Raw genomic sequence first — 22,020 nt, 5'->3', positions numbered from 1 at the left:
CTTTTTTATCACTCTCCCCATAATCGATATGCTTCACCAATTATTCTTAACAATCTCATTGATGAAACTTTACATGATAATAATTATTATTTAAATTAACCACCTATTGATTAATGAGGTAATACAATGATTAGCGAATGGGAAAAACACACGTTACTTGCCGATACTGCATTGCAGCTCGACGATCCTGTACGAAGTATTCTTCATTATCAGCAGGCTTTGAACTTAAGTGAAGAAATTACAGAACGCACCGATATTCAAGCCGATGAGCGGTTACTGATCTCGGTGATTTCTTGCCACAATCTTGCTCAATTCTGGCGTTGGGCTGGCGACACTGAATACGAGCTCAAGTATCTTCAACTGGCTTCCGAAAAGGTACTCACACTGATCCCTCAGTGCCCTAATACTCAATGTTCAAGCTTTATCGATTCTATTGGTTGCTGTAAGAAAGCGCTGATCGATTTCATGAAACGCCACCCAAACCCTAAAATTGCCTCTATGGTGGAGAAGATCGATACCGCGACCAACTGTGAAATGATCGCCCGCTTCCGCTTGAACTAAACAAGTTACGTCCAAACAACGACTCCAAATCTAAAACATAAAAAAGCCCGTCATCAAGACGGGCTTTGTCATTTCAAAACAAGCTATTGTTTAGCTTAAACCTGTGTACGACCTAAAGAGATCACAACACGTCGGTTCTTATCTTTACCAATTGGCGAGTTATTGTCTGCAATCGGACGACGCTTACCATAGCCTTGTACTTGAATACGATCTTCTGGCAAGCCTAGAGATTTGAAGTACTCTCTTAACGATTCCGCTCTGCGCTCTGAAAGGTTTTGGCTAATCCCTTTGCTGTCGACAGAGTCGGTGTACGTTGCCACCAGCACAAGGTCGATGTCTTGATTATAGCGAACGTAATCAGCAATCTGGCTCAGCCTTTTACGCGACGATTTATTCAGCTGATCGCTGTTGCGGTCGTAATGCAAAATAGTGAAAGAGATATCTTCAAAGCTGTAAGGCAGCAGATTAGCAACACAGTCACTGAACACATTGTATTTTTCTTGGAATAGCACTGACGACAACGACACTTCGATACGTTGATCTCGGCTCTGCCACTCTTGGTAGCTGAATGTCGGATAACGCCCTTTCTCCAACTCACTCAAGATGCCCCAAGCTGTTTGACCACCGACATAGCCATCAAATTGTTGGAAGAACTTAATGGTTGTCATGCGATCAGCACTTTCACCCGGACGCCAAGGTGGCGGCATCGAAATCAAGCTGACATTACGCGTAGCACCCATTGGGCGACGCATTTTAAGCTCAAAGTCCAAAATGATTTTTTTACTCGCGCGAGATGAGAACTCAGCATCACCAAAGTTTGGAATTGGGTGAACCAAGCGACATTCTAGTGGCGTGTTGGCCACCATCTCCCATGTCGACTGTTGAGGAGATGCTCCGTAACGCTTTTCTTGTGCCATGACCGATGACGACACAAGTAGCGAAAATAGCATTGAACCTGTTATGAGTTGTTTCTTCATAAAGTGGAGTATCTCTTAAGCAATTCGTTTAACAATGCAGCCAATTGCCGCATTTTTCTCTCACGTTTAAATATGCAATTATCAAGCCGTAATGGGTTAGGTAATTTATGATTTATTGCCCTTCCCTAGTTTTTATCACTGCTATTATCTGCAATAATGCAGCCTTAATCACACTTATTTGGGCTAACATGACTGTAGAAAACGAAGCTCTGACCCTAAAAAAACGCTTTCGCGGCTATTTTCCAGTGGTCATCGACGTGGAAACCGCAGGGTTTAACGCTGAAACCGATGCATTATTAGAAATCTGTGCCATTACATTAAAAATGGATGAGAACGGAGATCTGCACCCTGCATCAACGCTTCATTTTCACATTGAGCCTTTTGAAGGCGCAAATATAGAGCAGGCAGCATTAGACTTTAACGGAATTAAAGACCCATTTAGCCCATTACGTGGTGCTGTGTCGGAACAAGAAGCCCTTAAAGAAATCTACAAGCTAGTGAGAAAAGAACAAAAAGCTTCAGATTGCAGTCGCGCAATCATGGTTGCTCACAACGCTACATTCGATTTGAACTTCGTTAATGCGGCAAGTGAGCGCTGTAAGCTTAAACGCGTCCCTTTCCATCCATTTGCTACTTTTGACACTGCAGCTCTTAGTGGTCTTGCCTACGGTCAAACCGTTTTGGCTAAAGCTTGCCGCACTGCAGGGATGGAATTTGACAACAAAGAAGCACACTCTGCTTTGTATGATACGCAAAAAACCACAGAGTTATTTTGCGGCATTGTAAACAAATGGAAAGCCCTTGGTGGTTGGCCTCTTGTTGACGAAGAATAAAAAATAGAGTCGGTAAACGTTTTTTCGTATTGCCTTCATAAAAACACAACATCCCGAGAATAATATGAATCCTGTTGTAATTTCAGTTTGCATCATGCTTGTTTTAGCTTTGATGCGTGTAAACGTAGTCGTTGCTCTGACGTTCAGTGCAATTATCGGTGGCGTAGCCTCTGGTATGAGCTTGAACGACGCAGTCGCGGCTTTCGAAAGTGGATTAGGCGGCGGTGCAACGATTGCACTTAGCTACGCTATGCTTGGTACATTCGCTGTAGCTATCTCACGTTCTGGTATCACAGATCTCCTTGCTCAAAGTGTTATCAAACGCATTCACGGCAAAGAGAACAGTGCAGCATCGACTGGTCTTAAATACGGCATGCTTGCGTCGTTGATCTTAGTGACCATGTCTTCGCAAAACGTGATTCCGGTACATATCGCCTTCATCCCAATCTTAATCCCACCTCTACTAGGCGTATTCGCAAAAATGAACCTAGACCGTCGTCTAGTTGCGTGTGTGCTGACTTTTGGTCTGATTACACCTTACATGGTGTTACCGATTGGTTTTGGTGGCATCTTCCTAAACAACATCCTGCTTAAAAACCTTCACGACAATGGTCTTGAAAACGTTGTAGCAAGCCAAGTACCTATGGCAATGTTGTTACCAGCAGCAGGCATGATCTTCGGTCTCCTTACTGCAGTATTCTTTACTTACCGTAAGCCTCGCCAATACAAAGAAACCTCTCACACTGTTGTTTCAACAGAAGTGAAAGAGATCAACAAGAAGCACATCTTAGTTGCAGCGGCGGGTATCGTAGCTGCGCTAACAGTTCAACTGTCGACGGGCTCTATGATCATCGGTGCTCTAGCGGGTTTCATGGTATTTACCTTCGGTGGCGTCATTGCTTGGAAAGAGACACAAGATGTCTTCACCAAGGGCGTTCACATGATGGCAATGATCGGTTTCATCATGATTGCAGCGGCAGGTTTCGCTGCAGTTATGAAGCAAACAGGTGGCGTTGAATCTCTGGTTGAAGCACTTTCAACAAGCATCGGCGACAACAAGCCTCTAGCAGCACTGCTTATGCTCATCGTTGGTCTATTAGTAACAATGGGGATCGGTTCTTCGTTCTCTACGATTCCGATCCTTGCTACCATCTACGTTCCACTAGCAGCAGCATTTGGCTTCTCGCCTATGGCAACAATCGCTCTAGTAGGTACAGCTGCAGCACTTGGTGATGCGGGCTCTCCGGCTTCTGACTCAACATTAGGTCCAACGTCTGGTCTAAATGCTGATGGTCAACACGAGCACGTATGGGAAACCGTAGTTCCAACATTCCTGCACTACAACATCCCACTGATCGTATTCGGTTGGATTGCAGCCATGGTTCTGTAATTAGGTTTGTAGTTAAAGAGCCCTACACTCACTTTTATAAAGACCGCCTCGTGCGGTCTTTTTTGTCTCTGAGATTCATTCTACTCTTCCTTCCGCTCACTCTCATTGAACTAGCGACACCAAACAAAAAAGGCTTACTCTGATGAGTAAGCCTTAGAAATCATTGCGAATACAGATGACTCTCGCTGAATTACGCAGCGGGAGCATTACTCACTAAAATTTCGCGAATAGACTTAAGCGTCGCTTCCGTTGAATGATAATCCAATTCAACTTCACTAAAGATGCCGTTCACTTCAAGCATTAAGGTCGGGTAAGAAAATACACCCATCGCTTCTTTAAAGCCTAGCTGGTCATCTAACTCACTTTCCAATAACTTGCTAGAAAGGTCATTTTCAAACTGTTGAACATTCATACCTAGCTCTTCAGCCAACTGCAAATGTGTGTCTTGGCTATGTGGCAACATCGCACGAAGGTAGTAAGCATGTTGAATCGCTTCAAGCATCGCTTCGTAGTGGTCTTGAAAACCTGCAGCAATCACGGCACGGCACGCAGGGTAAGTACTGCGAACAGGTTGGCACTCTGTCCAAAAATCATGGTTAAACTCAGTACCCAACTTAGCTTCGATCTGCTTCCAAATCGCTTGCAGCTTGCCTTTCATCTCTTCTGACATTGGCTCATCAGAATCCGGGGCCAAACCACCCACTACATAGTTAAACTCAATGCTCGCAGGCAATTGTTGTTTCAATAACTCAAGTGTTGGCTTGTAACCCCAACACCAGCTGCACATTGGATCATGCACATAATGAAGTTTTACGTTCATTGTTCATTCCTTATCGAGTCAATGATTCGATCAATTCAAACAAAAAAGGAGCCTGATTAAGGCCCCTCAATTTAACTATTCAGCGCAAAGGCTAGAACTTATTCAGCGTCATCGCCAGCAACTTTAGCCGCTGCTTCTTTGATGATTGGCTGAAGTTCGCCTTTTTGGAACATCTCAAGAATGATGTCACAACCACCGATTAGCTCACCTTCAACCCAAAGTTGTGGGAAAGTTGGCCACTGTGCGTAAGCAGGAAGCTCTGCACGGATATCAGGGTTTTGTAGGATATCTACGTAAGCAAATTTTTCGCCACATGCCATTAGAGCTTGAGACGCTTGAGAAGAGAAACCACAGCTAGGTAGCTTAGGAGAACCTTTCATGTACAGTAGAATAGTGTTTTCTTCAATTTGCTGTTTGATTTTATCGATAGTTTCCATTGCTTCCTCGTTAATGGATTACGGCTTTTATTGCCTTTATTCTACCCCAAACTAAAAGAATAAAAACCATATAAAAAAAGCGGTTAACAAGCTAAGCTAACAATTCACACAAAAGTGATGAAATAAGCTTTTAATAAAGTAAAAACTTGCTAAACTATATCGCAAGTCAGCAAATTGACCATGGTTGGCAGTATAGCGAGCCATGAATAATAATATCACTGGAAGCAATCGAAAGAGTTAACTCTTTCATATCAATGGAGAATTGAGCAATGGCATTTGAACTACCGGCTCTTCCTTACGCGAAAGACGCGCTAGAACCACACATCTCAGCAGAAACGCTAGATTTCCACCACGGTAAGCACCACAACACTTACGTTGTTAAGCTAAACGGCCTTATCCCAGGTACTGAGTTTGAAGGCAAAACACTAGAAGAGATCGTTAAGACTTCTACTGGTGGTGTTTTCAATAACGCTGCTCAAATCTGGAACCACACGTTCTACTGGCACTGTCTTGCTCCTAAAGCGGGCGGCGAACCAACTGGCGCTGTTGCAGAAGCTATCAACGCTGCATTCGGTTCTTTCGAAGAATTCAAAGCGAAATTCACTGATTCAGCAATCAACAACTTCGGTTCTTCTTGGACTTGGTTAGTTAAGAAAGCTGACGGTTCTCTAGACATCGTTAACACTTCTAACGCTGCTACTCCTCTAACAGAAGAAGGTGTTACTCCACTTCTAACTGTTGACCTATGGGAACACGCTTACTACATCGATTTCCGCAATGTTCGCCCTGACTACATGGCTGCATTCTGGAACCTAGTAAACTGGTCTTTCGTAGAAGAGAACCTAGCTAAGTAATTATTGCTTACGCTGCGCTATTTATAGCGAGTTATCTATTGAAAGCTCATGCCTCGGCGTGAGCTTTTTTGTATCTGTCGTGTTCCACAAAATCTAAACATTTCGTAATAAACCCGCCAATAGCGCTTACTTCTCGAACTATTGATAGCCTTCTTCCCAACCCTACATAAATTCTCTATTTGCCTGTAATTAAACACTAAAGTTTGCCGACTCCATGCCGTTAAAGGTGTATCCAATGAGAGGCGACATGCAAATACATACTTTAGACAAAGCAGGAATCATCAACGAACTGAAGTTCGGCATCGGGATCAGCCAAGCGGTTGAGCAAGGTCGCCGTGCAGATTTCGCGTTGCTGTTATCTATGTTTTCTAATGATGTCCGTGATTGCACGCCAATTGACACCATTGAAATCACAGAGACAAATGAAGATCACCTGCGCAAACAATTTGGCGTAGCAGAACCTCAACAACTGCGTTCAAACCAGTCTTCATATGAGATTTCAGCTCAGCAATCTAATCATTTTCATCAAGCTAGCCTTGCCAGCGCCAAACTCAGCCATTACTTGAAACCTGAAGCGCTTGCCTTCATGCCTGAAGATACAGCCGACTTACCCGAAGAGGTTTACCAAAACCTTTCTGGTCATGACCGACGCAAACTCGCAAACAAGCATTTACCTGATTTGCCACATGCCACGCTCTACAATGAGCTAACCACCGCGCAACGTCGGTATCAAATTCAAGCTCAAGTATAGCGATCACCTACCTTTCCCTTTTTCGCTGTCTATCCATAGCTCTTCTTCGACTAACTCGCACACTTCAAAGTATTCACACGAATGATATGAACCACTAGCCTTAGGCAACCTAAAAACACCTGATGTCGGTTACCGCTTGAAGTTACTACAAAATGTGACGTGCCACTAAGTTCATAAAAACTTATTAATTGGCACACCTTAGTTTGAACCAATTCACACCCGTTGTATAAATTTTAACCCATCCTTATCCGACATGGACGATTTGTTTAGGTACTGGGATGGAAATAAAAAGCTCAATCATATTGGTGACATCTGCCGGCTCGCGACTGGGGGGGGCGATTGCTCACCACTTTGTTAACCTTGGAGCCACCGTCATCCTTTGTGATAAAGACACGGAAGCACTTAAAGCGACGTATCTACAGTGTGCCCGGTTTTCTGACTCTGTTTACCACTACACGCTCAAAGGCAATGACAGCCAAGCGATTCTCAGCGTATATGATTTTATTCAAACCACCTTCAACACGACACCCGATGTGCTGGTCAATAACTGGATAAGCTCCCCAATGCCTAGCCTAATTGGCGATCAGCCTGTGAGCAGCTTTATTAATGATCTCTCATCGATGGCATCGACCCTGTTCGCATTTGGGCAAATCAGTGCTGAGAGATTGCGAGAGGAAGATAAGGAAGGCGTGATTGTGAATGTGATATCTCATGATGACTTTCACGATGTGTCTGGCTTAGAGAGCGCAAACTCAATGATCACTGGCTTTACCCATAGTTGGGCGAAAGAGCTGACTCCCTTTGGCATTCGAGTCGGTGGCGTTGTTCCCGCCGTTCATAACTCCGATGGCAAGCTCAACCGATGTCACTGGGCGCAGCTGCAAGACGAGCTGACCAGAACAACCGAATACATTGTCTCGAATGACTACTTCAGTGGGCGAGTTGTCGCGGCAGAGGTTTAACTCCCTATTCCAATTGAACATGACTGGCTCAGCTCATATTAAGTAGCAGAGCTATTGCCTCTCAATCCGTTTTACAAACGAACCAAACATAAAAAAAGCCCCAGTCTCTCGACTGGGGCTTTCATCTTTTCCCGATAGATAAGTATCGTGCTAGCGAAAACTTATCTCAAAACTAATGCTTACTTATTATGCGTTAGCTTTTTCTTTTTTAGCTTTTGGCGCTTTCGCTTCAGCTGGCTTTTGGTCTGCTTTCTTAAGGATAACTGTAGTACCTTCGAAAGTTTCGCCTTCAACGTATGGTTGGCCGAAGTAAGAAGTTGTTAGAACTTCTTTTAGCTCAGTGATTAGAGGGTAACGTGGGTTAGCACCTGTACACTGGTCATCGAACGCTTCAACAGCTAGCTCGTCTAGTTTAGCGATGAAGTCAGACTCGTTAACACCCGCAGCTTGGATAGATAGTGGGATGTCTAGGTCAACTTTAAGCTCTTCTAACCAAGTCAGTAGACGTTCAATCTTCTGAGCTGTACGGTCACCAGCTTGGCTTAGGCCTAGGTGGTCAGCAACTTCAGCGTAACGACGACGTGCTTGTGGACGGTCGTACTGAGAGAATGCAGTCTGCTTAGTTGGGTTATCGTTCGCGTTGTAACGTACAACGTTTGAGATAAGTAGTGCGTTAGCAAGACCGTGTGGTAGGTGGAACTCAGCACCAATTTTGTGAGCCATTGAGTGACACACACCTAGGAATGCGTTCGCAAATGCTACACCAGCGATAGTTGCTGCGTTGTGTACTTTCTCACGAGCTATTGGGTCAGCCGCACCATTTTTGTAGCTTGATGGTAGGTATTCTTTAAGCATCTTAAGAGCTTGAAGAGCTTGACCGTCTGAGTACTCGTTCGCTAGAACAGATACGTAAGCTTCAAGAGCGTGAGTTACTGCATCGTAACCACCGAACGCTGTTAGAGACTTAGGCATGTTCATTACTAGGTTCGCATCAACGATAGCCATGTTTGGCGTGATTTCGTAATCAGCTAGTGGGTATTTAGCACCAGTCTTGTCGTCAGTAACAACAGCGAATGGAGTAACCTCTGAACCTGTACCTGAAGTTGTAGTGATACATACAAGCTCAGCTTTTTGACCCATTTTAGGGAACTTGTAGATACGTTTACGGATGTCCATAAAGCGCATTGCTAGTTCTTCGAAGTGAGTTTCTGGGTGCTCGTACATAACCCACATGATCTTAGCAGCATCCATTGGAGAACCGCCACCTAGAGCAAGGATTACGTCAGGTTGGAAGCTCTTCATTGCTTCAGCGCCTTTCTCAACAACAGATAGCGTTGGATCCGCTTCTACGTCGAAGAAAGTTTGAACTTCGATGCCTTGTGCTTTAAGCAAGCTAACTACGTCATCTGCGTAACCGTTGTTGAATAGGAAACGGTCAGTTACTAGGAATGCGCGTTTCTTACCTTCTAGGTCGCTCATTGCGATTGGAAGGCTACCACGACGGAAGTAGATAGACTTAGGTAGTTTGTGCCACAACATGTTTTCAGCTCGCTTCGCTACAGTTTTCTTGTTGATAAGGTGCTTAGGACCTACGTTCTCAGAGATAGAGTTACCACCCCATGAACCACAACCTAGAGTTAGAGAAGGTGCAACGTTGAAGTTGTACAGGTCACCGATACCACCGTGAGTAGTCGGGATGTTGATTAGGATACGAGCAGTCTTCATCTTGTCACCGAAGTAACGGATGCGGTCTGCGTTAGTATCTTGGTTAGTGTAAAGACCAGATGTGTGACCGATACCACCGATTTCAACCATAGTTACCGCTTGAGCAACTGCGTCTTCGAAGTCATCTGCGCGGAATAGACCTAGAGTTGGAGATAGTTTCTCGTGAGCGAATTCGTCATCGTAAGAAACTTTACCAAGACCTTCACCTACAAGTACTTTTGTATCAGCAGGAACTTTAACACCAGCCATTTCAGCGATTGCTGGAGCAGGTTGACCTACGATTTTAGCGTTTAGGTTGCCGTCGATAAGCAGAACTTTACGTACTTTATCAGCGTCAGCTTTAGATAGAACGTGAGCTTTGTGAGAAGCGAAACGCTCTTTAACTTCGTCATATACTTCGCTAACTACGATTGCAGCTTGCTCAGAAGCACATACTACGCCGTTATCGAAAGTCTTAGACATAAGGATAGATGCTACAGCACGTTTGATGTCAGCTGTTTCATCGATAACGACAGGAACGTTACCAGCACCAACACCGATAGCAGGCTTACCAGAAGAGTATGCTGCTTTAACCATGCCTGGACCACCAGTAGCAAGGATAAGTGCGATACCGTCGTGCTTCATAAGCGCGTTAGAAAGCTCTACAGATGGTTGGTCGATCCAACCGATGATGTCTCGTGGAGCACCCGCTGCAACAGCTGCGTCTAGAACTAGTTTCGCTGCGTCGTTAGTTGAGTTCTTTGCACGTGGGTGTGGCGAGAAGATGATGCCGTTACGTGTCTTAAGAGAAATTAGAGATTTGAAGATTGCTGTAGAAGTTGGGTTCGTTGTTGGAACGATACCACAGATGATACCTACAGGCTCAGCGATAGTCATTGTGCCTAGGTTGTCATCTTCTTCTAAGATGCCACATGTTTTTTCGTCTTTGTATTTGTTGTAGATAAATTCAGATGCAAAGTGGTTTTTGATAACCTTATCTTCAACAATACCCATTCCAGATTCAGCAACTGCTTGTTGAGCAAGTGGAATACGAGCGTGGTTAGCAGCAAGAGAAGCTGCGCGGAAGATTGCGTCTACTTTCTCTTGAGAGAATGTTGCAAACTCTTCTTGTGCTGCTTTAACGCGAGCTACTAGAGCATCAAGTTCCGCTAAGTTAGTTACAGGCATGGTGGATCTCCTAAAATAATAAATATTAAAAACTTTTTATTAAATTCGCTGCTTGCCGTTAACCTTAAACACCAGCGTTCTTAGTAAATTGCTTTCAGGGCTGAGTATATTATTTCACTGTGTGAAAAAAATTGACCCAGATCAGTTACCCAAAAAGAATTAACCAGAAAGTAGTAAGGCAATCGCAAAAATGAACTTAAGAGCATGATTTATATAGATTAAACTCACACTTTTCGTTCGCGCAAAAAACAAGCAAACAGACAACTTTTTTCTACATAGCGTAATAAACTGTAAAAAAGTTTCATTTTTAGTCCGTTAAATTACATGTATACAGCTATATTCGTGCTACTGAGAGTATATCCATAGCGTTGTACGGGCTAGATTCTGACATAATTTTTATTAATTTCGTGCGTCGGTTAACAGTTACTCAATAATAAATTACAAAATGAAACACTACCAACTAGCTTGCAACAGGCTTAAAACAAAAGTGAGATTCAATTAGTTTTTCTAAAAAGAATCACCCATTTCAAGTTAGTTTTTTTCATTCGCGTAAATTGATTTTGTCCCTTACATTACGCGCCTAAACTATTCACAGATCAACCCTTCAACCTTAAGTACGCTAACTGGAGATCGCTCTCATGCAAGGCTTAGAACTCGCAATTTTTATGCAATTCTTCCTTGGGCTTGTTGCTGCCGTAAACCCAATCGGCATCATGCCTGTTTTTGTTTCTCTTACTGCTCATATGCCGCCAGAAGAGAGGAACAGGACAGCCTTACAAGCAAATATTGCTGTTGCCGTGATCTTGATTATGTCACTTGTTGCAGGGCAAATGCTTCTTGATATGTTTAGCATCTCGTTGGATTCATTCCGCGTTGCTGGTGGCTTACTGTTATTGAGCATCGCATTTTCGATGATGAGCGGTAAGCTCGGTGAAGATAAGCAGAACAAACAAGAGAAGTCTGAATACATCAGCAAAGAGCAGATCGGCGTTGTTCCACTTGCTATGCCGCTAATGGCAGGCCCAGGTGCAATCAGCTCGACCATTGTTTATGGTTCTCGCTACCCTGCTGCTATTGATACGGTCGGCATCGGCATTAGCATCATCGCATTCGCAACGTGCTCTTGGCTTTTGTTCCGTTCAGCGCCGGTTATCGTTCGCTTTTTAGGTCAAACGGGTATCAACGTGATCACTCGTATCATGGGTCTGATTCTTGGCGCATTGGGCATCGAGTTCATCGCCAATGGCCTACGTAATCTGTTCCCAGGCTTGGCATAACGTTTAACAACATTTCGGTTGCTCTATAAAGGGCAACAATATTGAAATATAGATGAGGCGAGTAAAGCAATTGGGCTTTCACTCGCCTCGTTATTATGAAGCTTGTATAATGACTGTTAATGCATTTAACAGAAGACGAACCTCTCCTTATGTCACGCAAGCCACTCAAGCATCATTTGTACGTCATTATCTTTGGTACTCACACGCCAGCCGGACGTGCATTTGATATAACTCTGATCGTTGCAATCTTGGCTTCGCTGTTGGTTCTGATCTTAGAATCCATCCCTAATGTGATGACCGAATGGTCACAACAGCTGCGTTATATCGAATACACCTTCACTGCACTCTTCACTCTTGAGTATTTGTTAAGGCTCTATTGCTCCCCAAAGCCAAAATCTTACGCCACCAGTTTTTATGGTGTCGTTGACCTATTGGCGATTCTTCCGACCTACCTAGCAATCATCTTCCCAGGCGCTTCATTTATGGGTGTGGTGAGACTGCTGCGTGTGATGCGTATCTTCCGAATTCTAAAGCTGGTTCGCTACCTGCAAGATTCCAATATTCTGTTGCGCTCACTATTAATGGCACGACGAAAGATACTGATCTTCTTTAGCACCGTCGGCATCTTGGTGGTTATCTTTGGCGCCTTGATCTTTGTTATTGAAGGTCCTGACAATGGCTTCACCAGTATTCCTCACAGTATCTATTGGGCCATCGTGACTATCACTACGGTAGGTTATGGTGACATGGTGCCGCAGACCGCGCTTGGTAAAGCCATAGCATCACTGACCATGCTATTGGGTTACTCTATCTTAGCAGTGCCAACCGGGATCATTACTGCAGAACTCAGTAATGAGATGAACTCGCACAAAGAGTTGGTTAAGTGCCCGAATTGTAACCGAGCGGGTCATGATTCAGACGCCATGTATTGCAAGCACTGTGCTAGCGAATTAGCGGATCCAGACAAGCGTGTCGTCACCGACGAGAAATAAAAGCAGACACGAGATTCGAGTAGCGAGATGCGAAGAGATTTAAGGGCAGTTTCGAGGGCCGAATAACGAGGTAGCAATAAACTAAAAAGGGTTGACGTTTGTCGTCAACCCTTTCGGTTTATCAGCTAATAGAATTTAAGCAATCTTGCCTATTACGCTTTCTCAGCAAGGATAATGCGCAGAGTACGACGTAGTGGTTCTGCAGCACCCCAAAGTAGTTGGTCACCAACCGTGAAGGCGTTTAGGAAGTCGTTACCCATCGACATCTTACGCAGACGACCGACAGGTACAGACATTGTGCCTGTTACTTTCGCTGGTGTTAGCTCCTGTGCCGTGATGTCGCGGTCATTAGGAATCACTTTAACCCAATCATTGTGCGTTGCGATGATCTCTTCGATCTCGTCCATTGGCACGTCTTGCTTAAGCTTGATCGTTAGTGCTTGAGCGTGACAACGCATTGCACCGATTCGTACACAAGTACCATCAATTGGGATTGGCTGACCATCTAGACCAAGAATCTTGTTCGCTTCAACACCGGCTTTCCACTCTTCTTTACTCTGACCGTTTTCACGCTTCACATCGATCCAAGGAATCAGTGAGCCTGCAAGCGGAGCACCAAATTGGTCTGTTGGGAATGAAGATGAACGAATCGTATCAGCCACTTTCTTATCGATATCAAGAATTGAGCTTGAAGGGTTTGCTAACTCAGAACTTACGCTGTCGTTGATCACACCCATTTGTGAGATCAGCTCACGCATGTTCTTAGCACCCGCACCAGAAGCTGCTTGGTAAGTCATGGCACTCATCCACTCAACCATGCCTTTCTCGTACAGACCACCTAGAGCCATAAGCATTAAGCTCACAGTACAGTTACCGCCAACGAACGTGTTGGTGCCGCTGTGAATGCCTTGCTGGATTTGAGCCAAGTTAACAGGATCAAGAGTGATGATTGAATCAGCATCCATACGCAGAGTAGATGCTGCATCAATCCAGTAACCTTTCCAACCTGCTTGACGCAGTGCTGGGTATACTTTTGATGTGTAATCGCCGCCTTGACAGGTAATCACAGCATCAAGCTGTTTTAGGCTATCAATATCAAAAGCGTCTTGAAGTAGACCCGCATCTTTACCACCTAAAACAGGGGCAGGAATACCAATCTGAGATGTGCTGTAATAAACAGGCTCAATCAAGTCGAAGTCTTTCTCTTCAACCATACGTTGCATCAGTACAGAACCAACCATACCGCGCCAACCAACTAGACCTACTCTCATCGCTCACTCTCCATGTATAAATTAAAAATTGCTCTCCCCCATCTATAAGTTTTTCAGAAACAGAACTCAAGTGCTTTTTGTCAAAAAGTGTAACTTTTTCGTTTCTTTTAAGTGAACGTAATGAATCGTGCAGTTATCTCTGTATCGACATTCCATCTCCACCTCATTGATTAAGCGTCCATTATCGTCAAATTCAAACATTTACATCGCCAAAGTCGATTCAATCGACGCTCATCACAAACAGTAAATCCCTCTTTTAAACCAAGGTTAATCAGAGTTTTATTTTACAAAACGAAAACAACGTGCGACAGATTTCAACATGTAACAATCATGAATGTAACAAAAATTTAGATTATGAAACCACAATTGATTGAGTTAACAGTCAAATATCACAACTTGGGCGTATTTTTTCGATATAATAAACTAATTACTGTAGTGTCCGTTTTGCACCACACACTATAACGAAGCGCTATAAATGCTCGAAATCACAAGAGGCTTTTATGAAGCAGAGTAAAACTCGCCTACCGAACCTATTGCAGGTATTCATCGCGTTAGGACTATTTCTATCCCTTGCTTTTTCCTTTACTGCAAAGCTTGACCTTCCAATTCAACTTGCCTTGTATATTGGCTGGTTCATTATCATGGTTCTTGGTATTCGTCTTGGACACCAATACAAAGACTTAGAAAAAGCAGCACTCAAAGGAATATCCAATGGCTTAGGCGCGGTTTTAATACTTTTAGCCGTTGGCGCTCTTGTTGGTACTTGGATCTCAGGCGGGATCGTACCTACTATCATTTACTATGGTCTGAAAGCTATCCACCCTTCTATCTTCCTTTTAGCGACCATGATCATCTGTTCTCTAACTGCATTGGCGACCGGTACTTCTTGGGGTGCTGCGGGTACAGCAGGTATCGCGATGATGGGTATCGGCCAAGGCCTAGGTGTTCCAGCACCGATTACTGCAGGTGCCGTGCTGTCAGGCTGTTACTTCGGTGACAAGATGTCTCCTCTTTCTGATTCAGTGATTCTGGCTTCTTCAATGTCTGGTGTTGAAGTGGTTGAACACATCAAGGGCATGCTTCCAGTTGCGTTAATCAGCTACGTGATTACAGGCATCATGTTTACTGCGTTTGGTTTCCACTACGCGGGCAACGTTGACATGAGCCAAGTAGACTCTGTAATCAAAGCAATGGAAGTTCAGTTCTACATCACGCCTTACTCATTCGTTCCGGTACTTATCGTGCTTGGTCTGTTGGCTTTCCGTATGCCTTCATTCCCGGTCATCAGTTTTGGTTCTCTGCTGGGTATTATCTGGGCAGTCATGATCCAAGATATCGACTTCCTAACGGCATTCAACACTGCTTGGGCACCGTTCTCAATCTCATCTGGCGTAGAGTTTATTGATTCGATTCTTAACCGTGGCGGCATGTCTTCAATGCTAGGTTCAGTTGCGGTTATCGTATTTGGTCTAGGTTTCGGTGGCTTACTGGATAAAGTGGGCGTACTAGAGACAATCGCTAAGGTGTTTGAGCGCCGCGTAAACAGCGCAGGTTCACTAGCGACTAGCACAATTGGTACGGCTTTCATGGGTAACGTATTCGGTTCTGCAATGTACGTATCGTTAATCCTTACACCAAAAATCTGTGCGAAAAACTACGACCGTTTAGGCTACAAACGTAAGAACCTATCGCGTAATGCTGAGTTTGGTGGCACGTTAACGTCGGGTATGGTTCCGTGGAGTGATAACGGTATCTACATGGCGAGTATTCTTGGTGTTGCGACGCTATCTTACGCACCGTTCATGTGGTTAAGCTTCATCTGTATCATCGTGACTATCGTGACATCTTACATGGGTTGGTTCGTTGATAAGTGTGAACCAACAGCACCAACGTTTGAAGCTGAAGAAGCGACCGAGTTAAGCAAGCAACAAGCTTAAGTTCAGGAGCTAACGCTTTCGAACGTAACTCAAAACGTTAATGGATAAATGCAAAAAGAGCGCCCTAGAGTGCTCTTTTTTGATCTGCTGATTTACTTATTTATCTATTTATTGGCGGTTCGTTTACCCAACCAGTAACCGATGCCTAACGGTGCAAAGAACACTACTAAGATAAACAGGATGAAGTAGATAATCACACCTTTGATTAACTCCATTAGCTTATCAATCGCCAGTACCACCACCTCTTGAGAGACGCGATCAAGGTCTTGCGTGAACAGTTCTCTTTCTGAAGTCACAATGCCGGCAATCTCGATGCGCTCTTTCGCAATCATCTCTACTAGAGCTTCTCTCTCACGTGTCACCATTTTTTCTAATGCCACACGTTCATCACTCAGCATCGCTAATTTTTGGTCGGTTTTATCACTGAGGTCGTTGAGCAATGGTTGCATTTCTGTCGACATAATAGAAGCCAGTGTTTGCATGTACTCCGGATTGTTCTCAATGAAGTCTTGCATGCTTGCTGATGTTTGACGAAGGCTTTCCAGCGTCATCGATAGGTCTTCACCCGTTAGTGAGCTATTCAATGCAACCAACTCCGCTTTCCACGACATCAGTTTTGGTGTCTGGTCAGCCATAAGGCTTAAACGATCAGATGCGTCACTCATTGCTTCTGGCATGGTGCCTAAGCTCTGAACGATTTGCGATTCGTCTTTACCAAGGTAACTTAGCCATTCACGGTAAGCTGGTGTGCTTCTGAATGTGAGGTCTTTAAATGGGTGGCTAGCAGCAAACTGCGCAACGAACGCTTTGCTGTTTTTGAAATCACTCGAGCTCAATACACCCTTTGCCAGCTTCTCGGCTTCTTGATCAAGAAAACGAGCAGCCTCTACCGCATCATCCGTCGCGAATAGGTCCGCGCCATCGCCTTGGCTATAAAACTGATTCATTTGGGCAGTGAAAACCCACGAGTCAATTAACGCAGACATTGGGGAAGTTTGGTAAGCCGCTTGTTGTAATCCCTGCTCTGCATGGATCTTCCAAAGCAACACATAAGATTGATGTAAAGTGTCATCAGCAGGATAAAATTGCGCGATTAAATCAGCCGAGTCTTCTACTCGTGTAAAAAACATCTTGGCGTATTCACGCGTCATGAGCCGAGCATTTAACTCTTGTTGAGTGAGAGGCGTCGTTTGACTATCTAACTTAACTTCTAAGAGAGAACAACCACTTAGCACAATGCTAAGCACCAACACCATCCAACTTCGACTCGAAACTCGTAACATATAAACCTCTGACAAAGACTAAGGGCGCTGATTGTATGAGCGCTTCGTCAGAGTATTGTCAAAAATCCTGTAAAAGTTAACGCTGACTGTCTAAATATTCATGAGCAGAATCCACAGAGGCTTTTATAGCCTGCTCTAGTTCAGCTAAATCATGTTCACTGATCGCTCTGGACTGCTTCATTGTCATTTCAATGGTTGCGGCAATGATGGCTAACCGAGACGCTTTAATACTGCCAGCCACGCCTTTTAAGCTATGTACAATGCGAGCCGCGGAGGTTTCATCTTTGGTCAACAAAGACTTAAACTTCTCGTAGTCACCTGCGTGGTCTTGTACAAACACACCAAGCAAGAGTTCGACAGACTCAGCATCACCATCGAGCGTTTCTAACATGTCTTCGATATCAATCGCAGGCTTTGAATCTGTCACACTGGCAACGTGTTTCTCTACTACTGGCGCCTGTTCAGGGACTTGCTGAATAGAGTATTGCGGTACAACGGGTTGGCTTGTAACGTTAACGCTCTGCGGAGGTTGAGAGTCGGAAGACTGGCGCGTTGGCCTGTTCTCGGATACATAAGCGTCACTATCTGCTTGTTTCACTGCTGAGGAAACAACATCGCTATAAGAAGCGTCTTCCTTACTTGAATTAATTTCTAGTTCAGAGCTGAGTTCTTGGTCTGCTTCTTTCATCGTTTTTGTGGACCTAACGCCCCAAAACACTATCCCGCTCATCGCCACCAAACTTAAGCCTAGCATCACCAACAATAGGTTGAATTGACGATCATGGAACTCAGCTTCGAGTTTTATGATCTGTTCATTTACTGAGTTTTTCTTAATCTTATCAACCAAATAGTTAAGCTGAGCATAATCACTCAACAATGCTGACGCATCAGCCAGTAGTTGTTGGAGTGCATCTTGTTCTTCGTTTTCTAAGGAATAAGATTTTTCTAGAATGGAATCAAAGGCGCGATAAGTCGCTGACGAACTTTGATTTTCAGAATACATGGCTTCAAATACCACAACACCGAATTCGTTGAGGAGCGGTTTTAGCTGAGGGGAAAGCTCTTTATCAGCACGCAAGATCTTAATGTTATCAACGATGTCTTGAACTTGGCTTTCTATTGGAATGAACTCATCGAACTTTTCTAGGAACTGATCAGCTACGTACAACAGTTGGTTGACATCAGGACGAAACAAGGCGTGTTGGAAATCAGATTCAATCTGCAGTCGGATCGAATAAACCAACTGAGCATCGAGTGCGAGATCATTGATACGAGAGACTCGAAGCGGTTCTGAGAAATAAAGCGATTGCCTCAATTCGTTGACTCGAATACCGAGCTCTTCGATTTGAGCTAGAGAATTGGTGTAGGAACGGCTTAGATTAAGAAGAGCCAATGAAGGAAGTAACCACAGAGCCAAGAGCACAACCAAAAAGGTGGCTGGTTTTTTAAAGCGTTTGGGCTTTGCTACTGATTGTTCCATCTATATTCCTTGTGCGTGTTAACTTGAAGCCATGACCGTAGCTAAAAGATTAAGCACAAAATAAGCGACAACGTCCTGCTGCCGCTTTTATCCGTTAACTTCGGACTATGACTTATTGCGAGTCAGTTGGTCACGTAAGTTCGGTGGAGTGCCTTTAATCGTTAGCGTGTCTGTCTCCGGATCGTAAAAGATACGTTCGCCTAGAAGCAGACTATCAAAACTAACATTCAAACCGCCACCAGCACCAACAAATTTTGTTAGTTTACGCATAGTTGCGCGATCGGCTGGGAAGCTGTCTTCTAACTCGTAGCCTTGCTCACTAGTATAGTCAAAGAAGCTTGTGCCATCTGTGCTTGCTGGCAACTCACCAGAAAGTTCACGAACTTGTACTTCATCGCCCGCTTTAAGCTGCTCGTTACAGTAATCCGCAACCTGCTTTTTGTAGCTGATCGCTTCTTCTTTCTCTAATTTAGAGTCAGAAACGAAGTCTTCTACCGCTTGCATCAGTACTTGGTTCTGCTGTTTCGCATCCAAACCGACTTCAGCTTGTAAGAAATCTAAGAAGAAATCCGCGACTTTACGGCCAACACGTCCTTTAATATAAGTTAAGTAACGGTTTGACTCTTTATCAGTCTCATAAGTAGAAAGGTCTAGGCGAGCCGCGATATCCATTTTTGAGATATCAAGGTAGTCAGTCGCACTAATATCAAGCCCTTCAGTTACCTTTAGGCTTTGGTTTGAAGGCAATAAACCAATGAAAAGGTAATCTGTTGCAAGTGACTGATATTCAGCCATTACCAAGATACCTTCGTCAGCGAATGGGTACTTTGATAGTTCGTCTTTTAGATGTTGCGCACTCTTTTGAGAAAAATCGTAAAAGTTTGTCTCACCAGCACGAAGTTGATGCAACCACTGCTGGAATTCGCTGTCAGATTTGAAAGAACCAAACCCTTTGCCTGCTTTTGAATTAAAAACACGGTGAAGTTCAGCAACTAGGCTTTCAGATGAAGCATCGTTTTCTAGAGATTCAGCACGATAGTTAACAATCAGCTCATCCTGATCGTTCTTGCTCAGCTGGTGTAAAATTACGTTGGAAAGGTGAAGGCTCATAGTGAAAATATTACCGTTCAGGTTTCAGTTGTCGTGCATAGTAGGTTATCATAAGCCGCTTTTACTATCATTATTAGAGTCCTTATGCCGATTATATCTAAATACACAGATGATCAAGTTGAAAAAATCCTAGCTGAAGTAGGTGCTGTACTAACTAAGCACAAAGCTTCGCCAGAACTTTCACTGATGATCGCTGGAAATATCGCAACCAATGTCTTAAATCAGAATGTTGCTGCTTCACAACGCAAAGGAATTGCTGAAAAATTTGCCGAGGCTTTAATTTCTTCTCTTGAAGATAAAAAGTCTCACTAAATTTGATTGACGGATAAAAGAATTATAAATGGTAGACAGCGCAAACTCATATAGCGATCGTGTATCTCGACTGGTTGGTTGGGGTCACTGGTTTGCATTTTTCAACATCATTGCTGCGATGTTGATTGGTACTCGTTATATTACTCAATCTGCTTGGCCAGAAACCTTGCTAGGCCAATTCTATTTGGCTGCATCGTGGGTTGGTCATTTTGGCTTTTTAGTGTTCGCGCTCTATCTATTAGTGCTGTTCCCGCTCACTTTTATTCTTCCGTCGAGGAAGTTATTACGTTTGGTTGCCGTTATCTTCGCGACCATAGGTTTAACTGTCCTACTGATTGATACCCAAACGTATCAAAATATAAACCTCCACCTGACGCCTGTCGTGTGGGAGGTTTTATTCAGTGGAGAGGAATCTGCATTCACGTCTGATTTGCAGCACCTCTTCATTGTTATGCCGCTTATCTTCTTGCTGCAACTCGGTCTATCTGAGTGGGTTTGGCGTAAGCAGCGTAAACTGTCTCATAAACACATTGGCCGTCCGATTACTGCCGTCTTCTTCTTGTGTTTCATCAGCAGCCACTTGACCTACATGTGGGCTGATGCGTACTTCTATAACCCAATTACTAGCCAGAAAGCGAACTTCCCACTGTCTTACCCAATGACAGCGAAAAGCTTTATGGAAAAACATGGCCTATTAGACCGTGAAGAGTACCTTGAGCGTTTAGAAGCGAACAAAGAGAATGTAAACCTAGTTAGCTACCCGCTAGAAAAAATTCAATACAACCGCCGCAGTGATGATCTTAATATCCTGATGGTGAGTGTGAACAACCTTCGCTCTGACGCTCTTAATGCGACAGCGATGCCAAACAGCTATGCCTACGCACAACAGTCGATCAACTTCACCAACCACTACAGTTCAAGTAACGATATGTTTGGTATTTTTGGCTTGTTCTACGGCCTACCGAGCAGCTACGCAAGCAGCATTGAAGCTCAGGGGTCAAGCGCAGTATTGCTCGATGTTTTAGAGAATCACGATTACAAGTTCGCTGCTTTCAGTGGCGACAACTTTAGTGATGCACTGTACTCGGATATCATCTTCCGAGGCCGTGATGTGATGCCAGAGCAAGCAACTTATGATGACCAGAGTGCCATAAAAGCTTGGTCTAACTGGATTCAATCACCGCAAGCTAAACGCCCTTGGTTTAACTTTATTGAATTAACCACACTGGATAACTTCGCCAGCTACGATTCAAGTTCAGAGTCGGACTCTACGCTAACGACAGCAGAGCGTTTTGCAGCAGACTATCAAAAGTCGGCGACAGCGGCCGATGCTCAGCTAGCAACTATCTACGCTGAACTGGAACGCTTAGAGCTTGCCGATAACACGGTGGTTATCATTACCTCTAACCACGGTACTGAGTTTAACGAAACCAAAACCAACAGCTGGGGTGCAAACTCCAACTACAGTCGTTATCAGTTACAAGTACCACTGTTTATCAGCTGGCCTGGCAAGTCTGCTTCTGAATACACCCACCGTTCTAGTCATCTAGACGTGTCAGTAACACTGATGCAAGAGCTATTGGGTGTATCTTCGAACCCAACAGATTTCAGTAGTGGTCGCAGCCTGTTTAATGAACGTAACAGAAAGTGGATTCTCGCGGGCGACTCTCGTGAACTTGCTCTTGTTACTGACCAGCAAACAACGGTGTTGGATAAATTTGGTAACTACAAATTGTACGACCAAAATTACAAGCGCCTGAAAAACGTAAGCCCTCGCTTACCTGTGTTGATGCAAGGCCTGACAGAGCTACAGCGTTTCTACACAAAAAATGACTAAATAATCAGCAAACAGCAAAGGGAAGCCAATGGCTTCCCTTTTTT

Annotated in this window: 19 protein-coding genes; 11 read left to right on the top strand and 8 right to left on the bottom strand. The window is 44.1% G+C overall.

Annotation, left to right across the window (positions count from 1 at the left end):
* The first annotated feature begins 126 nt into the window (after positions 1 to 126).
* Positions 127 to 561 carry a DUF2753 domain-containing protein gene (locus tag AB4512_RS07010; RefSeq protein WP_004734047.1) on the top strand — a complete coding sequence of 145 codons (435 nt, stop codon included), beginning with the start codon at positions 127 to 129 and terminating at the stop codon, positions 559 to 561.
* Positions 562 to 656: 95 nt separating this feature from the next.
* On the opposite strand, the gene motY is transcribed toward AB4512_RS07010, so the two are convergent.
* Entirely contained in the window at positions 657 to 1,538 is an 882-nt protein-coding gene (gene motY / locus AB4512_RS07005; protein ID WP_017063457.1) for a flagellar protein MotY, read from the bottom strand.
* Between the two features lie 188 nt (positions 1,539 to 1,726).
* Between motY and rnt the strand changes: the two genes are divergently transcribed.
* Both rnt and AB4512_RS06995 read left to right on the top strand, forming a co-directional pair.
* Entirely contained in the window at positions 1,727 to 2,371 is a 645-nt protein-coding gene (gene rnt / locus AB4512_RS07000; protein ID WP_017061178.1) for a ribonuclease T, read from the top strand.
* 64 nt (positions 2,372 to 2,435) lie between these two features.
* Positions 2,436 to 3,761, top strand: coding sequence for a Na+/H+ antiporter family protein (locus tag AB4512_RS06995; RefSeq protein WP_029235135.1), 1,326 nt, complete (start codon positions 2,436 to 2,438; stop codon positions 3,759 to 3,761).
* Positions 3,762 to 3,951: 190 nt separating this feature from the next.
* On the opposite strand, the gene AB4512_RS06990 is transcribed toward AB4512_RS06995, so the two are convergent.
* On the bottom strand, positions 3,952 to 4,581 hold the full coding sequence (locus AB4512_RS06990) for a DsbA family protein (protein ID WP_017061180.1): 630 nt from the start codon (positions 4,579 to 4,581) through the stop codon (positions 3,952 to 3,954).
* A gap of 98 nt (positions 4,582 to 4,679) precedes the next feature.
* Positions 4,680 to 5,018 (bottom strand): Grx4 family monothiol glutaredoxin, encoded by a 339-nt coding sequence (locus tag AB4512_RS06985; RefSeq protein ID WP_004741702.1) that lies wholly within the window; start codon positions 5,016 to 5,018, stop codon positions 4,680 to 4,682.
* 269 nt (positions 5,019 to 5,287) lie between these two features.
* Here AB4512_RS06985 and sodB point away from each other — a divergent pair, with 269 nt between their 5' ends.
* The 3 genes from sodB (at position 5,288) to AB4512_RS06970 (ending at position 7,585) form a co-directional block, all read left to right on the top strand.
* A complete protein-coding gene (gene sodB, locus AB4512_RS06980) occupies positions 5,288 to 5,872 on the top strand; it encodes a superoxide dismutase [Fe] (RefSeq protein WP_004734050.1) in 585 nt (194 codons plus the stop codon).
* Between the two features lie 247 nt (positions 5,873 to 6,119).
* Positions 6,120 to 6,623 carry a VC2046/SO_2500 family protein gene (locus tag AB4512_RS06975; protein WP_372174675.1) on the top strand — a complete coding sequence of 168 codons (504 nt, stop codon included), beginning with the start codon at positions 6,120 to 6,122 and terminating at the stop codon, positions 6,621 to 6,623.
* Between the two features lie 278 nt (positions 6,624 to 6,901).
* A complete protein-coding gene (locus tag AB4512_RS06970; RefSeq protein WP_372174673.1) occupies positions 6,902 to 7,585 on the top strand; it encodes an SDR family oxidoreductase in 684 nt (227 codons plus the stop codon).
* A gap of 186 nt (positions 7,586 to 7,771) precedes the next feature.
* Here AB4512_RS06970 and adhE read toward each other — a convergent pair whose 3' ends face one another.
* Positions 7,772 to 10,477, bottom strand: coding sequence for a bifunctional acetaldehyde-CoA/alcohol dehydrogenase (adhE, locus tag AB4512_RS06965; protein ID WP_017061183.1), 2,706 nt, complete (start codon positions 10,475 to 10,477; stop codon positions 7,772 to 7,774).
* 638 nt (positions 10,478 to 11,115) lie between these two features.
* On the opposite strand from adhE, the gene AB4512_RS06960 reads away from it, so the two are divergent.
* Positions 11,116 to 11,754 (top strand): YchE family NAAT transporter, encoded by a 639-nt coding sequence (locus tag AB4512_RS06960; protein ID WP_017061184.1) that lies wholly within the window; start codon positions 11,116 to 11,118, stop codon positions 11,752 to 11,754.
* A gap of 149 nt (positions 11,755 to 11,903) precedes the next feature.
* Positions 11,904 to 12,746 carry an ion transporter gene (locus tag AB4512_RS06955; RefSeq protein WP_029235134.1) on the top strand — a complete coding sequence of 281 codons (843 nt, stop codon included), beginning with the start codon at positions 11,904 to 11,906 and terminating at the stop codon, positions 12,744 to 12,746.
* Between the two features lie 152 nt (positions 12,747 to 12,898).
* On the opposite strand, the gene asd is transcribed toward AB4512_RS06955, so the two are convergent.
* On the bottom strand, positions 12,899 to 14,017 hold the full coding sequence (gene asd / locus AB4512_RS06950; protein ID WP_017629874.1) for an aspartate-semialdehyde dehydrogenase: 1,119 nt from the start codon (positions 14,015 to 14,017) through the stop codon (positions 12,899 to 12,901).
* A 500-nt stretch (positions 14,018 to 14,517) separates the two neighbouring features.
* Between asd and nhaC the strand changes: the two genes are divergently transcribed.
* Positions 14,518 to 15,954, top strand: coding sequence for a Na+/H+ antiporter NhaC (gene nhaC / locus AB4512_RS06945; RefSeq protein WP_372174672.1), 1,437 nt, complete (start codon positions 14,518 to 14,520; stop codon positions 15,952 to 15,954).
* 104 nt (positions 15,955 to 16,058) lie between these two features.
* Here nhaC and AB4512_RS06940 read toward each other — a convergent pair whose 3' ends face one another.
* The 3 genes from AB4512_RS06940 to yejK all read right to left on the bottom strand — a co-directional run bounded on the left by AB4512_RS06940 (position 16,059) and on the right by yejK (position 19,827).
* A complete protein-coding gene (locus AB4512_RS06940; RefSeq protein ID WP_372174670.1) occupies positions 16,059 to 17,237 on the bottom strand; it encodes a chemotaxis protein in 1,179 nt (392 codons plus the stop codon).
* Between the two features lie 76 nt (positions 17,238 to 17,313).
* The gene (locus AB4512_RS06935; protein WP_102398080.1) at positions 17,314 to 18,717 is read right to left on the bottom strand and encodes an Hpt domain-containing protein; all 1,404 of its coding nucleotides are present in this window, start codon (positions 18,715 to 18,717) and stop codon (positions 17,314 to 17,316) included.
* A 105-nt stretch (positions 18,718 to 18,822) separates the two neighbouring features.
* Positions 18,823 to 19,827: a nucleoid-associated protein YejK gene (gene yejK, locus AB4512_RS06930; RefSeq protein ID WP_372174668.1), complete on the bottom strand. Its 1,005-nt coding sequence runs from the start codon at positions 19,825 to 19,827 to the stop codon at positions 18,823 to 18,825.
* A gap of 84 nt (positions 19,828 to 19,911) precedes the next feature.
* Between yejK and AB4512_RS06925 the strand changes: the two genes are divergently transcribed.
* Together AB4512_RS06925 and AB4512_RS06920 are read left to right on the top strand one after the other, a co-directional pair.
* The gene (locus AB4512_RS06925; RefSeq protein WP_004734063.1) at positions 19,912 to 20,139 is read left to right on the top strand and encodes a YejL family protein; all 228 of its coding nucleotides are present in this window, start codon (positions 19,912 to 19,914) and stop codon (positions 20,137 to 20,139) included.
* A gap of 28 nt (positions 20,140 to 20,167) precedes the next feature.
* The gene (locus AB4512_RS06920) at positions 20,168 to 21,976 is read left to right on the top strand and encodes a DUF3413 domain-containing protein (RefSeq protein WP_017065981.1); all 1,809 of its coding nucleotides are present in this window, start codon (positions 20,168 to 20,170) and stop codon (positions 21,974 to 21,976) included.
* Positions 21,977 to 22,020 lie beyond the last annotated feature (44 nt).

Origin of the sequence: Vibrio sp. 10N.222.52.B7 (assembly GCF_041474275.1) — a bacterium.
GTDB lineage: Bacteria > Pseudomonadota > Gammaproteobacteria > Enterobacterales > Vibrionaceae > Vibrio > Vibrio crassostreae_C.
The sequence above is the reverse complement of the archived record's forward strand: the minus strand, read 5'-3'. Positions and strand labels throughout refer to the sequence as shown.

What these genes read in the sequence shown, in the direction of transcription:
- AB4512_RS07010 (WP_004734047.1), top strand. Translation starts at nt 127, where the DNA reads ATGATTAGCGAATGGGAAAAACACACGTTACTTGCCGATACTGCATTG.
- motY (WP_017063457.1), bottom strand. Translation starts at nt 1,538, where the DNA reads ATGAAGAAACAACTCATAACAGGTTCAATGCTATTTTCGCTACTTGTG.
- rnt (WP_017061178.1), top strand. Translation starts at nt 1,727, where the DNA reads ATGACTGTAGAAAACGAAGCTCTGACCCTAAAAAAACGCTTTCGCGGC.
- AB4512_RS06995 (WP_029235135.1), top strand. Translation starts at nt 2,436, where the DNA reads ATGAATCCTGTTGTAATTTCAGTTTGCATCATGCTTGTTTTAGCTTTG.
- AB4512_RS06990 (WP_017061180.1), bottom strand. Translation starts at nt 4,581, where the DNA reads ATGAACGTAAAACTTCATTATGTGCATGATCCAATGTGCAGCTGGTGT.
- AB4512_RS06985 (WP_004741702.1), bottom strand. Translation starts at nt 5,018, where the DNA reads ATGGAAACTATCGATAAAATCAAACAGCAAATTGAAGAAAACACTATT.
- sodB (WP_004734050.1), top strand. Translation starts at nt 5,288, where the DNA reads ATGGCATTTGAACTACCGGCTCTTCCTTACGCGAAAGACGCGCTAGAA.
- AB4512_RS06975 (WP_372174675.1), top strand. Translation starts at nt 6,120, where the DNA reads ATGCAAATACATACTTTAGACAAAGCAGGAATCATCAACGAACTGAAG.
- AB4512_RS06970 (WP_372174673.1), top strand. Translation starts at nt 6,902, where the DNA reads ATGGAAATAAAAAGCTCAATCATATTGGTGACATCTGCCGGCTCGCGA.
- adhE (WP_017061183.1), bottom strand. Translation starts at nt 10,477, where the DNA reads ATGCCTGTAACTAACTTAGCGGAACTTGATGCTCTAGTAGCTCGCGTT.
- AB4512_RS06960 (WP_017061184.1), top strand. Translation starts at nt 11,116, where the DNA reads ATGCAAGGCTTAGAACTCGCAATTTTTATGCAATTCTTCCTTGGGCTT.
- AB4512_RS06955 (WP_029235134.1), top strand. Translation starts at nt 11,904, where the DNA reads ATGTCACGCAAGCCACTCAAGCATCATTTGTACGTCATTATCTTTGGT.
- asd (WP_017629874.1), bottom strand. Translation starts at nt 14,017, where the DNA reads ATGAGAGTAGGTCTAGTTGGTTGGCGCGGTATGGTTGGTTCTGTACTG.
- nhaC (WP_372174672.1), top strand. Translation starts at nt 14,518, where the DNA reads ATGAAGCAGAGTAAAACTCGCCTACCGAACCTATTGCAGGTATTCATC.
- AB4512_RS06940 (WP_372174670.1), bottom strand. Translation starts at nt 17,237, where the DNA reads ATGTTACGAGTTTCGAGTCGAAGTTGGATGGTGTTGGTGCTTAGCATT.
- AB4512_RS06935 (WP_102398080.1), bottom strand. Translation starts at nt 18,717, where the DNA reads ATGGAACAATCAGTAGCAAAGCCCAAACGCTTTAAAAAACCAGCCACC.
- yejK (WP_372174668.1), bottom strand. Translation starts at nt 19,827, where the DNA reads ATGAGCCTTCACCTTTCCAACGTAATTTTACACCAGCTGAGCAAGAAC.
- AB4512_RS06925 (WP_004734063.1), top strand. Translation starts at nt 19,912, where the DNA reads ATGCCGATTATATCTAAATACACAGATGATCAAGTTGAAAAAATCCTA.
- AB4512_RS06920 (WP_017065981.1), top strand. Translation starts at nt 20,168, where the DNA reads ATGGTAGACAGCGCAAACTCATATAGCGATCGTGTATCTCGACTGGTT.